At 48.8% G+C, this 11,821-nt stretch carries 15 protein-coding genes and 1 tRNA gene; 6 read left to right on the top strand and 10 right to left on the bottom strand.

The annotated features are described in order from the left end of the window. Positions 1 to 4: 4 nt before the first annotated feature. Entirely contained in the window at positions 5 to 280 is a 276-nt protein-coding gene (locus NR201_RS09810) for a hypothetical protein (protein ID WP_010247711.1), read from the bottom strand. Positions 281 to 332: 52 nt separating this feature from the next. Beyond that, complete coding sequence (locus NR201_RS09805; protein ID WP_010247714.1) at positions 333 to 812, bottom strand: very short patch repair endonuclease; 480 nt, start codon at positions 810 to 812, stop codon at positions 333 to 335. A gap of 189 nt (positions 813 to 1,001) precedes the next feature. Between NR201_RS09805 and dcm the strand changes: the two genes are divergently transcribed. After that, positions 1,002 to 2,378 (top strand): DNA (cytosine-5-)-methyltransferase, encoded by a 1,377-nt coding sequence (gene dcm / locus NR201_RS09800; protein ID WP_249654635.1) that lies wholly within the window; start codon positions 1,002 to 1,004, stop codon positions 2,376 to 2,378. A 289-nt stretch (positions 2,379 to 2,667) separates the two neighbouring features. Here the strand turns inward: dcm and NR201_RS09795 are convergent, their stop codons facing one another. Beyond that, a complete protein-coding gene (locus NR201_RS09795; RefSeq protein WP_010247717.1) occupies positions 2,668 to 2,949 on the bottom strand; it encodes an Arc family DNA-binding protein in 282 nt (93 codons plus the stop codon). A gap of 71 nt (positions 2,950 to 3,020) precedes the next feature. Further along, positions 3,021 to 3,725: a phosphohydrolase gene (locus NR201_RS09790; RefSeq protein ID WP_158131607.1), complete on the bottom strand. Its 705-nt coding sequence runs from the start codon at positions 3,723 to 3,725 to the stop codon at positions 3,021 to 3,023. Between the two features lie 611 nt (positions 3,726 to 4,336). Here NR201_RS09790 and NR201_RS09785 point away from each other — a divergent pair. From NR201_RS09785 to NR201_RS09775, 3 genes are all read left to right on the top strand, one after another. Beyond that, positions 4,337 to 5,014 carry a hypothetical protein gene (locus NR201_RS09785; protein WP_163851859.1) on the top strand — a complete coding sequence of 226 codons (678 nt, stop codon included), beginning with the start codon at positions 4,337 to 4,339 and terminating at the stop codon, positions 5,012 to 5,014. 178 nt (positions 5,015 to 5,192) lie between these two features. Further along, positions 5,193 to 5,969 (top strand): DgsA anti-repressor MtfA, encoded by a 777-nt coding sequence (mtfA, locus tag NR201_RS09780; RefSeq protein WP_256849719.1) that lies wholly within the window; start codon positions 5,193 to 5,195, stop codon positions 5,967 to 5,969. 103 nt (positions 5,970 to 6,072) lie between these two features. Beyond that, positions 6,073 to 6,148: transfer RNA gene (locus NR201_RS09775), tRNA-Asn, on the top strand. A gap of 242 nt (positions 6,149 to 6,390) precedes the next feature. Here the strand turns inward: NR201_RS09775 and NR201_RS09770 are convergent. Continuing rightward, entirely contained in the window at positions 6,391 to 6,648 is a 258-nt protein-coding gene (locus tag NR201_RS09770) for a LysM peptidoglycan-binding domain-containing protein (protein WP_010670864.1), read from the bottom strand. Between the two features lie 157 nt (positions 6,649 to 6,805). Between NR201_RS09770 and NR201_RS09765 the strand changes: the two genes are divergently transcribed. Continuing rightward, on the top strand, positions 6,806 to 7,066 hold the full coding sequence (locus NR201_RS09765) for a GlsB/YeaQ/YmgE family stress response membrane protein (protein WP_256849754.1): 261 nt from the start codon (positions 6,806 to 6,808) through the stop codon (positions 7,064 to 7,066). Positions 7,067 to 7,092: 26 nt separating this feature from the next. Continuing rightward, positions 7,093 to 7,473, top strand: a complete 381-nt coding sequence (locus NR201_RS09760; protein WP_154210054.1) for a YidB family protein — start codon at positions 7,093 to 7,095, stop codon at positions 7,471 to 7,473. Positions 7,474 to 7,837: 364 nt separating this feature from the next. Here NR201_RS09760 and NR201_RS09755 read toward each other — a convergent pair whose 3' ends face one another. From NR201_RS09755 to NR201_RS09735, 5 genes are all read right to left on the bottom strand, one after another. Next, a complete protein-coding gene (locus tag NR201_RS09755; protein WP_033788418.1) occupies positions 7,838 to 8,131 on the bottom strand; it encodes a barstar family protein in 294 nt (97 codons plus the stop codon). 211 nt (positions 8,132 to 8,342) lie between these two features. Then, the gene (locus NR201_RS09750) at positions 8,343 to 8,738 is read right to left on the bottom strand and encodes a barstar family protein (RefSeq protein WP_033788416.1); all 396 of its coding nucleotides are present in this window, start codon (positions 8,736 to 8,738) and stop codon (positions 8,343 to 8,345) included. A 7-nt stretch (positions 8,739 to 8,745) separates the two neighbouring features. Then, positions 8,746 to 9,027 carry a ribonuclease domain-containing protein gene (locus NR201_RS09745; protein WP_256849718.1) on the bottom strand — a complete coding sequence of 94 codons (282 nt, stop codon included), beginning with the start codon at positions 9,025 to 9,027 and terminating at the stop codon, positions 8,746 to 8,748. Positions 9,028 to 9,270: 243 nt separating this feature from the next. Next, the gene (locus NR201_RS09740) at positions 9,271 to 9,732 is read right to left on the bottom strand and encodes a hypothetical protein (protein ID WP_033788414.1); all 462 of its coding nucleotides are present in this window, start codon (positions 9,730 to 9,732) and stop codon (positions 9,271 to 9,273) included. Next, positions 9,719 to 11,371 (bottom strand): polymorphic toxin type 25 domain-containing protein, encoded by a 1,653-nt coding sequence (locus tag NR201_RS09735; protein WP_256849717.1) that lies wholly within the window; start codon positions 11,369 to 11,371, stop codon positions 9,719 to 9,721. Before NR201_RS09735 ends, NR201_RS09740 begins: the two co-directional genes overlap by 14 nt. Positions 11,372 to 11,821: the final 450 nt, after the last annotated feature.

The raw sequence follows: 11,821 nt of genomic DNA, 5'->3' as shown, positions 1-11,821 counted from the left end.
ATCCTTAGTCTGGTTCGTTATGTTGACAACATGGGCAGCGCTCAATTTCCGTAACGGTCATCTCGGCGATGCCCTCACAATCCCACTCTACCCGCACCGTCTCGCCTGCTGCTCCTTCAGCATGCAGATATTTGCTGACCGGGCTTTCGGTCATGCCGGTGATCTCCTCCGTGGCGACAAGCCTGTCACCGCAGTAAACCCGCGCGGTCGCTTTGGTATTCACCATCCGCTCGTCACGAATCTGGTAAAGGCGTTTTACCGTCAGTTTTATGCTGCTCATTTCAGGCTCCTGGCCACGGAGAAAGCGCAGATCTAACCAATTATGTCTGTGATTAGCAATCGGCGTTGTAATGATGAATGCCCTGATGGTCGACTTCGGCACTCTCCGGCATCGCCAGCAGCCACTCCTCCAGCCGCTCCAGCAGGTCCTGATCCGTCAGGCGCAGTTTGCCACGTAGCGCACACTCCCAGATGATCAGCACTTTCCAGCCGCTCTCCTGTAGCTGTCGCACATAACGCCGATCACGTTCAACGTTGCTGTTGATTTTGCCGGTCCAGAATTCTGTGCGTGTCGCTGGCAGTTTAAACAGATAGCAGTGATGACGATGCCAGAAGCAGCCATGAACAAAAATAATTGCCTGATGTTCTGTCAGAACGAAATCGGGCCGTCCCGGCAGGTTTTTATCCTGCACGCGAAAGCTGAATCCCCGATCTTTCAGCAGCAGCGCAATACGTTGCTCAATGGCCGTATCCTGAGCGCGAATGGCACGCATATTTTTGCTGCGTATTTCGCTGGAGTGAACATCAGCCATAACCTCTCCTTTTTTGCTGGTACTTCAACTTTAGTCTGCGCCACGAAAAGTGAAAGCCGCCGCCCGACGACTTCACACAGTGCGCCGCAAAAACAGAACATTCCGGGGGCTGACACAGGGCACATCCAGGCAATTTCCTCACAGCGTCTGGAGTGATAGCATAGGCACCTTACTGTTAAGGAAAAACGCATGCATCCCGCCGCCCTCGCTGAACCACTCTCTGCTGCACTTTCATCTGCTGATGCGTCTGAACTCTTTCAGCAGGTGCTGGCAATCTATTCGGTTCGTGATCTCACGTCCCGCCTGCAGCAGGCAGGATTTTCCTGCTGGACGCCGGCACTCCTGAACCGGATTCGTCAGGGTAAAACCGCCCTGCCACCGTTGTGTGAAGCGGAACTGTCGCTGTTACAGGGGCTGCTGCCGTCCCGTCCCGCCCATTATGATAATCCTGAATTTCGTTTTATCGATCTCTTTGCCGGTATTGGCGGCATTCGTAAGGGGTTCGAGGCGATCGGCGGCAAGTGCGTGTTTACCAGTGAATGGAATAAAGAGGCGGTCCGCACTTACAAAGCCAACCACTACAGCGATCCGCTGGAGCATCACTTCAATACCGATATCCGTCAGGTCACCCAGCCGGAAGGTCTGACTGACGATGAAGCGATATACCGCGCGATTGATGCGGCAATCCCCGATCATCAGGTGCTGCTGGCCGGTTTTCCCTGCCAGCCCTTTTCGCTGGCGGGCGTCAGCAAGAAAAATGCGCTGGGTCGTGCACATGGCTTTGAGTGTCAGGTACAGGGCACGCTGTTTTTCGATGTGGCCCGTATCCTGGCTGCCAAGAAGCCGCCGTTCTTTGTGCTGGAGAATGTGAAAAACCTCAAGAGCCATGACAAGGGCCGCACCTTCGCCATTATCATGGAAACGCTGGATGAGCTGGGGTATGACGTTGCGGATGCGGGTGCCAGCAGCCCGGATGCCAAAGTGATCGATGCGCGTCACTTCCTGCCGCAGCATCGCGAACGCATTGTGCTGGTGGGTATTCGCCGTGATCTGAAAAAGCAGGATTTTACGCTGCGCGATATCCGCCGTTTCTACCCGGCGCAGGTACCCAGCCTGCAGAGCCTGCTGGAGAGTGCGCCGGACGACAAATATATCCTGTCACCGGTGCTGTGGCGCTACCTCTATCAGTATGCGAAAAAACATAAAGCCAAAGGCAATGGCTTTGGCTTTGGCCTCAACGATCCGCGTAATCCCGACTGCTGCGTGCGTACGCTGTCAGCACGTTACTACAAAGATGGCTCAGAGATTCTGATCGATCGCGGCTGGGACAGTGCGCTGGGCGAAGCGGAGTTTCAGGATGCCGATAACATGGCGCGTCGGCCACGCCGCCTTTCCCCGCGCGAGTGCGCCCGTTTGATGGGCTTTGATGTGCCAGGACGCGAGCCGTTCCGCATTCCGGTTTCGGATACCCAGGCTTATAAGCAGTTTGGTAACTCGGTGGTAGTGCCTGTGTTTGCAGCGGTGGCTCAGCTGTTACTGCCACATATCCGTCAGCTGAAGTCGTAAGCACCGTGAAATGAAAAAACACGTCTGGCGACGGGTTTCAGGTTCCTGTAAAACCTGGCCAGATTAGCGGTGAGATCGAGCCTGCTCAGGGAACAGGGTCAGATCGGAAAGACGCAAAAACTGTCATCCATGACCGCTCGGCCCGCGCCGTCCCTGGCGCGGGACGCTTTCCTTATCTGACCCTGTTCCCTGCGCGCTGAGGTATGCTGAGGTATTGAGTTGCGGCCAGATTTAGCCGGTTTCAGCAAACCCTGAAAAGTAAAAACCCGTCTGGCGACGGGTTTCTGTTTTATTTCTTCTTCTTGCTCTGCTTCTTCAGCAGCAGCCGAATCTGCTTCAGCTCTGTTGCACTTAATGCATCGGTCTTCACGTCAGCGGCACTGGATCCCTCAGTCCCCTCTTCAGTGATATCCTGGTTATCAATCGCCGGATGTGGATGCGTTTCCAGACTGGCCTGCAAACGTTGCACAATCTCCTGGCTCATCGAAATCTGATTTTCCAGCGCCAGCTGTTTAATCGTTTCTTTCAGCTCAGGATCAATTTTAATTGTTAAATTAACAGTTTCAGTCATCGGGCAGCTCCTTTTTGTTATTGCTACAAGCTACCGGATGACCGTTTCGATTAACATACTGTCACAAAAATTTAATATTCGGTTTGTAAAGGTGTGAAGTCCCGCAGCACACCCTCATCCATACCCACCAGATTGCCCTGCAGCTCGGCATAAAGCTTCGCCATATAGCGCACCAGGAAATCTGCGTTATGCTCAGCCAGCATGCGACCGGTTTCAGTGTGCATGGTTTCCGGCAGACGTAGCAGCTTCTTCTGGAAATGATCCAGCGTCCACTTAACATCATTCAGCTCGCGATCTTTACCCAGCGGGTCCTGGCTGTCGAATAATGGCCGATTCAGCGCACCAGCGGTGTAGAAGACCCGCGCCAGCCCGATCGCGCCCAGCGACTCCAGCCGGTCAGCATCCTGTACAATTTTAGCTTCCAGCGTCTGAGGCGGTATGCCGGCGCTGAAACTGTGTGTTTTAACGGCATGCATCACGGCATCAATCTTTTCAGCCGGGAAATCGAGAAAATCCTGCTGCAGAATGCGCTGGGTTTCCGTCGCGGCATAGGTAGAGGCGAGATGACGTTCCGGATGATTCTTCGGCAGGTTCACCACATCGTGAAAATAGCAGGCGGTCAGCACCACCAGCGGATCTGCGGGCGTGCCGTTCATGATTCGCTGTGCGCTTATCCAGACACGCCGCAGATGGGCGATATCGTGCGCGCCGTCGTCGTGGATCCAGTTCGCCTGAAACCAGCTTTCATAGCGAGATTGCCAGAGTGTAAGTGACATAATCTATCTCCCTGTAGTGATCGACAGCAGTTTTTCTGTCGCGATCAGTGCGCAAACGGCAAGCCATCATAGCGACTGGCTAATGACACTTTTTTTACAGTGCAGTTGAAAAGAGCAGCGCTGCCAGCAATTCCGGGCAGAAAAATGAGACCTGGATCATCTGTATAGCATCTCTGTTACACAATAACCGCAATTTCGGCTGTTTTCAGTCTTTCCTCAGTGAATTGCTGCTAAGAAAATTAGTTTAACAGGCGTAATGTTTGGTTCGATCTTAACCAACTTCCTGCCTCATGCTCAGCGTTTTTTTGTCACGCGATTAAGTGTAAAACTGCACGTTATGACAGGTGAAAAAGTCTGAAAAGGTTCCTATTTTTACGGTTATAACGTACTGTATCCGGGCTATTCGTCGCTTTTTGCCAGTTGCGTGATAAGCTTTGGTGCGCTTTTTGCATTTTGCTGGTTTTTAACTACTAAAGTGACAATTATACAGTGACAGTCAGCCGACAAATTATTAAGCAAAATGATTTAAAGCTTTTATGATAACTCTCAGATGTGAAGCAAATGGACTTTTACAGCAGTAACCGGGTTCTACTAATAAAAAGAGGTAATCCATGAAAGAACGGCCGATTCTTTTTTCCGAACAGCGTGTTCGTGCCCTGTTGGTTGGCCAGCAAACGCAAACCCGGCGCATTATGAAAACTCAGGCTTTCGGTCCGGGACAGGATCATCACGAGGGCGTACACGCTTTCGATGTGAGTGCTAATCATCTGCATGGTTATAAAATGATGTCGATGACGGACATCAGCTATCAGTGTCCTTACGGTAAACCGGGTGACGTGCTCTGGGTGCGTGAAACCTGGCGTGGCCCGATGGTACCCGAGCAGCATCTGGCCGATTATGAACGCGACCCGACGCCCTTCCGCCAGCCAGAATATTGCCAGTATCGTGCAGACAGCAACGAGCTGGGCCAGCATGCACTGAGCACGCCGGAAGCGGAACAGTTTGGCTGGCAAACCGCCATTCATATGCCGCGCTGGGCCAGCCGCATCAATCTGGAAATTACCGGCGTGCGCGCCGAGAAAATTCAGGACATCAGTGAAGATGACATTATGGCGGAAGGTGTGCAGACCGATTCGCACTTCCTCAACAACTTCTTCACCATGAACGTCAATTCTGAATCGCCCAAAGAGGCGTACCGCAAAGCCTGGGAAAAACAGTATGGTGCGACCAGCTGGGAAGTGAATCCCTGGGTGTGGGTAATTGAGTTTCATCGTATTGAGCGCAACTGACGCCCCGGCCCCACGCTTTGCGGGCTGAATCACAGACAACGACCGTGCTAACAGGTTGAATAGACGGCCCTTAGCCCTGTCGCCAGATGAACAGTGCCAGCATGGTGTTTCGATGCTGGCATTTTTATGTCTGGCGCGTCAGGATAGCGAAATAGTCCGGTTCTGTGCGGGAGTTGCGATGTTTAAATGGCCCTGGAAAACGCATAACGACGCCACCCTGGCCGCGCTGCCATGGCAGCATGGGCTGGCGCAGCCGATATTCAGCCAGCTGGATGAGGCTGAACAGCAGGCGCTGGTTGAGCTGGCGCAGCGCTTTCTGCAGCAGAAAAAGCTGGTGCAGCTCGACGGTGTTCAGCTGGATGAACTGCGCAGTGTGCGGATCGCCCTGCTGTTCTGCCTGCCGGTGCTGAAACTGGGTCTGGAGTGGCTGGACGGTTTCCACGATGTGCTGATCTATCCCGAGCCGTTCGAGGTGGACGATCAGTGGCAGGATGACGATGGGCTGGTTCACAGCGCGCCTGCGGTTCACGCCGGACAGAGCTGGACGCAGGGGCCGGTCGTACTGAACTGGCTCGATATTCAGGACTCGTTCGATCTCTCCGGCTTTAATCTGGTGATCCACGAAGTTGCGCACAAGCTGGATGCCCGCGGCAGCGGTTACACCAGCGGTATTCCGGTCATGTCGCTGCGTGACGTCGCACTTTGGGAGAAGGATTTGCGTGCCGCGATGGCGGAGATTGAGAGTGAAGTTGAACTGGTGGGTGAACTGGCCGCCACGATTGATCCCTACGCCGCCAGCGATCCGGCTGAGTGCTTCGCCGTGCTCTCTGAATATTTCTTTACGGCTCCGGCTTTGCTGGCCGAACGCTTTCCCGCCATGTATCAGCATCTGCGCCAGTTTTACCAGCAGGATCCCCTGCCCAGAATCGCCGCTGACACTGCGCAAACTGCTTAAATCACGATCGCTTTGCGTTAAAGCTAGCCAGTTGAATGATAATGTATTTTTTGCTGTTGACACCTTAGAGCGACGCCGTTAATATTCGCCTCGTTCACACGATTCCTCTGTAGTTCAGTCGGTAGAACGGCGGACTGTTAATCCGTATGTCACTGGTTCGAGTCCAGTCAGAGGAGCCAGATTAGAAAAACCCGCTCAGGGAAACCTGAGCGGGTTTTTTGCTTTTCAGCGATCCCAGTATTCTCTTCCTGTCTGACTGTTCATCTCAGCTCGTCTGCTGCTGTTACCGAGACCACCGTTAAGTCTGAATCAACGCAGGCTGTCTGGCGCAACCCTGTCATGGTGTAATGACAAGCTGGCTTTAAATAAAAAACCAGCCGGGCAATATTTGCGCCAGCTGGCTCATACTATTGACGAATTATTAATCAGGAATGGTCAGTACCTGACCCGGTGCAATTTTATCCGGGCTGCTGAGAAGGTTTTTATTCGCCTCAAAGATTTTCATATACTGGGACGCATCATTGTAAAACTGCTTTGCGATGGCGCTGAGCGTGTCGCCTGATTTAACCGTATATGTACGATTACTCTCTGCGGCGGTTACAGACTTATCTTCAACATTTTTATCTACAGCATGTAACAACTCATCGCCTATATTTTTAATATTATCCAGAATGCTCATATTTACTCCCCTATCGTTTCTGATACGTTTAGTTTAATAAAGAAAACAGGATTGCCAGGCAAACACTACGCGGCGTACGATACACCTGCTTTTAATTCATGGGTTAAACCACTGCTAAACGTTGCTGTAATTAATATAAAAACAGAGGATATTAATGATGGGTATATTGTCATGGGTTGTATTCGGATTACTTGCCGGCATTATCGCCAGATGTATTATGCCAGGTAAAGAACATATGGGCATTTTCATGACCATTATTCTGGGTATTATCGGTGCGCTGATTGGCGGTGTAGTCAGTACCGCTCTGGGTTTTGGCAAGGTCAATGGCTTCAATATTTACAGCATTGCTATTGCCACCGTGGGTTCAATTATTGCGCTGTTTGTCATTCATAAAATCAGAGCGTGTAAACAGTCTTAATAGATTACTTCAAAGGGGATAACAGAATGAGTTTACTGGAAACAGTACTGGCCATGTGCGGCCTGAATAATCAGACCAGCCAGGAAGTGAAAGGTGTGCTGGAGTGGGTTGAGCAGCAAGGCGGTTTACATACCATCGTGAGTCACCTGCAGAGCGGCGAGTACAGTGAAATGGTTAACTCCTGGCTGGGCGATGAGCAGAACATTGCGCTGAGCAGCGACCTGGTGCAGAAGATGATTAACTCTGAGGCGATTGAGCAGCTGGCTGCGCGGATGGGCATCAACACCAGCGATGCACTGAATCTGCTGGCGAAATATCTGCCGCAGCTGGTGGATAAAGCGTCAACGGCGGGCGTCGTGGATAAAAAAGCCGATCTTACCGGACTGGTTAGTCAGTTAATGCACTAAGCGTGATGCTAGTGAAAGATAAAAGCCTGCTGCGAAAGTATTGGGCTTTTATCTTTTAGATTTTTGACCAGCATTGTAAGGAAATAATTAGCCAAATGGTTTGAGCTGTTAATGTTGAGTTGGTTAAGGATGTGTAACTAAATAATTTACAAATGAAGCATCACCATGATGGCTGCAACTTCATATTAGCAATATGCGCCAGAGATATCCGGGGTGTAATGACTTAATGACCATTTTGGCATTTATTGAGGGCTTTACCAGCCAGAAACGCTAAATATATTAGTAACTTAGCCAATTCAGCCACCCATATATTTATGGCGCAGCATTTAACCAGGATAACAAAACCTCATCAAAAAATTGAAATTCACTCGAGAATAAATTCAAATTCTTTTTCATTCCCTTTGCCCTGATACCTATCTTTAGTTTTCTCAAATAGATGAACAATAACATCAAAAGTGGATCCTAATTTTTTTCGGGAAACGGAAGATTTCTTCCAATTTATACACACACCGCAAGCCATACCGGAGCTTAACATATCCCAAAGAGCATCAGCGTTGTTACCATAATACTCACCAAAATCTAAAGCATTAGCTATTACACGATGGAAATCGCGTTCTGAATCCACTTCATCACCTTCAATTATGATATTACGATACATATAGCCCCCTTATTACTTCCATTTCCCAATTGATGTCGCCGTTTCATAATGGTCTGTAGTGATATACAGTAACCCATCTTTAGAATATAACAAGCGTGTACCTGCTTGCCTTGCTCTGGGATAACAGAGGCAATAAGAATAGCCCGATCACCGAGGCGGGAAGATGGGCTTTAAAAACTTACAAGTAGAGATCCCGTCATAAGTCGGGATCTTACATTGAGTTAATAATGTTACAAGATGGTAATAATCTTTCGATTTCACCCTGATCTTTTTCATTGAAATAAACTTCAAGTTGATGTTTTTCATCATTAACCCAATCTAGGATGCAATCTTTTAAAACTTCTAAATATATACGTAAATCAGAGTCCGGAATGCCGGGCAAAGACTCATGCACAATCATTACTTTATTTTCACTAATCCAATCCAGATCGCGTAAACAATCATAGAGGGCGTTCCAATTGAAGCCAAAATACCCGGGAAACCAAAGTAAATAATAGAGGGATCTTAGCAACTCGTCAGTGTCAGCGATGTTTGGATCGATCCTGGCTAAAAATACAGCGCCCTTTCCATAACACACTGATTTATCTTCATATTTAAACACACTCATTACATAATCACCTGATTTTTATGAACGTCTTATAATGATCATTCGTATAATAAGCCTCACCATTTTGCCCAACGATGATTCGCTGAGGTCCTGGCCTTGGTATATCCGGAGTTGGATGAACATATTCTTTATAGTATCCATTAGGTTGGTTGGGCAAGCCAGATATTCCTGTCGTGCGATCAGGATAGTTTCTGAATACTGAAAAATTATTTTTATGTGGATACTTTCCGCCACTAGTAATTCGATTAGGTGTAGTTTTAAATAAAAATCCTAAGTAAATATTCTCCATAATATATCTACTTTATTATAAATATTTATTAAAAATAGCAGACTCTTGAGTTATATTGACTGGTTGTGTCGATCCTTTACTACTGCCAGCAACAATGCCGCTTGCTCCCATCACATTCCTTTCATAATCCATAACACCAGGCTTTATTGCATTTAATGCAATGACTTTTGCCGGGCGATTGCCATGTTAATGGCTGCAACTCAACATAATCACTTCCCAGAATATTATTTCCTATTACATTATTTAATTGCTAATAAATACAATTAGCCAAGTTATATACGTCAGTCTTGATAGCCAAAGAAAAATCGAGCCAAAGGATAGGTCTGACTTTGTCAAAAAAACCTTAATGAAATAAAATGGTTTTTCATCATCAGTTAATCCTTGGTGAAAATACTTTCCATATAGTGCAAAGAGAAGAAATGAAAAACCTCCGGACAAATTAGATATTAACAATAAGTTATCGGCCTCCCTTCTATATTCAGCTATCGCTGCCGCTATATATCCAAGAATAAGAAAAACCAATGCGCAATTTGATAAAACATCTCGTTTAAAAAACATATAATTGAAATAGAGCAAGGAATCCTTACCTACCTTAGCGCCACCAAGATCCCTATAAACAAAAATAAAAAAACACCCACCCCATAAAAATAAAAAAAACAATAACATAAATGATGATGCATTTAAAATAATATCATTTGAAATCATAGTGATATATTTCCTTAGTAGAGTCACCGTTCAGATCTAATTTTTCGTCATGAGAACCAGTGGCAGAACCTGTAAAACCAATACTTGGTCCAATAGAAAAGGAAATACCAATTCCATCTTTTCCGCCAGACATTCCTACAGAACCGGGACCAAAACCTATGCTAGTTGAATAATCACGATTTAAGTCTCCAAACAATCCTGGGAAATATGGGCCAAAGTCAATACCGATCGAAGCTCCAGCCTTAATACCAAATTCTTTAGTGTATCCTGAAGAAATAGATAAGTAATCATTATTAATCTCAGATCCTCCTTTCAAAGCAAGTCCCACACCACCTGAAACCTCAACTTTTCCATTAGGTTTAACCTTATACTCAGTACCCCAGGAAGGCCCTTCGCCAACAGCAATACGATTCAGCCCTGCCTGTTTCTGCTCCGGCGTAAGACCATTAACTTCCGCATACTGGTTCCAGGATTTTACTGCCGCACCGTAGCTGTTCATACCCGTACCAAAGCTCAGCGCGTTATTCTCAACCGCATTTTTACCCGCAACCGCGCCCTGAATCCCACCGTCAACAGAACCAGAAGCCACTCCCGCGGACAGTTGCGCAGCCAGCTGGCCGAGTGCGCTGACAACCTGCTTCTCTTCCTGCGTCAGTTCGCTGGCCTGCTTGCCGGGATACATTGAGTTGAGGATAGCTCTGGCCATCAGCTCGCCACCCGCTGTTGCGTTGTTGCCCGCAAGCTGCGCCAGTACGGCACCCGCAACTGCGTGCGCCATGGTGTTAGCCAGGACGTTAGTCTGCTCCTGTCCGTCGACAACTTTGCTGGTAGCTTGCTTAATTTTATTGGCGATGTAAGGCGCCATTCCACCTGCTGCAGCTGCACCCAGGTTACCTGCGCCAAGGCCACCCAGCACGCCAGTTACCGCTGCTGCTGCCATGGAATAGCTGCCGCCTGTGCCCCACTTTTCTGCAACGGCCTTATAGCCGGGATCATTTACGATTAAAGTGTTTAATGCATCGGTTGAATAACCAGCAAGTTGCGGGTTTGCTTTCAGCAACCTTTCTCTGGTTTCATCCTCAGCAGCCTGCATTTTGTAGCTGCTGACATCGCCTGCTACGCGCTGACCCAGCTCCTGCATTCCCTGTGCAAACTCAAGCTTGCGTGCGACCTTATCCTTGTCGAATATCTTGTCGATATGGCCGTTGGCGTTGTCGGTATCTCTGCTCAGGTCGGCGACGTTCTGTGTCTGAGCCTGACCGTTACGTACCGTGATGGTACCGTCCGCCACTGCTGAACGGGTGGTGCCAGATGCACTGCCATGGGTATTAGCAGAGGTTGGTATCGCACCGCCTGACATTTTATTATCTTCGTTACCTCCACCCATGCTGATGGATGAGCTACTGGCTTTGTAAGAAGCGTGGTTGTCGATGTCAGACCAGCCCAGCGTACCGGTGGAGAGCGCATTGTTCGCGGACTGCGCCGTTGAGGCGATCACCGCGCCATTCAGCTGGGTGTGGTTGCCAACATAGATGTCATAGCCACCATTCCCTGCAAACAGGCCGCTCTGATCGCCGACGCTGGCATACTCACTGTTCACTTTGCTCTGGCTCAGGCTGAGGCCAGCGGAGCCGGTCATGCTGCCGAACGTGAAGCTGAAGCCGCCGCTAGCGGTGATGCATGTTCCGGCATCAGTCTTCTGTGTGCCATCTGGCGGCGTGACGGTCTGATTAACAAATCGCGGATCGATCCCGCACAGATAGTAGCTGTCACTTCCGGGCTACCGCTGACGGAAGCGCTCATTGCAGCCGCTATCTTCACCAGCAGGGAAATCTTTTCGTTATCATTTTCGGCGGCGATACGTGCGTAATCAGGAAGACAGACTGAAGACAGGTTAACGCGGATTTACAGCATGAAAGCCCGCCCACAACTGATATTTCAGAAGGCTACAGGACGAAGGAATAAGTGAATTTCAGACCGGGAAAAAGAATCCATTTTTCAGAGGCGAATCGCATTTTATGTCTTAGCTTTCAGCGAGTTTTCCCGGCATAAGGTGTATCTTTAAACAGGTAAAAACGGAACAGGAAGA

The sequence above is a fragment of the Pantoea sp. Fr-CA_6 genome (genome assembly GCF_024520895.1).
In the GTDB taxonomy this organism is placed as follows: domain Bacteria; phylum Pseudomonadota; class Gammaproteobacteria; order Enterobacterales; family Enterobacteriaceae; genus Pantoea; species Pantoea agglomerans.
Note: the sequence above shows the minus strand (reverse complement) of the source record. Positions and strands in the feature narration are given on the sequence as shown.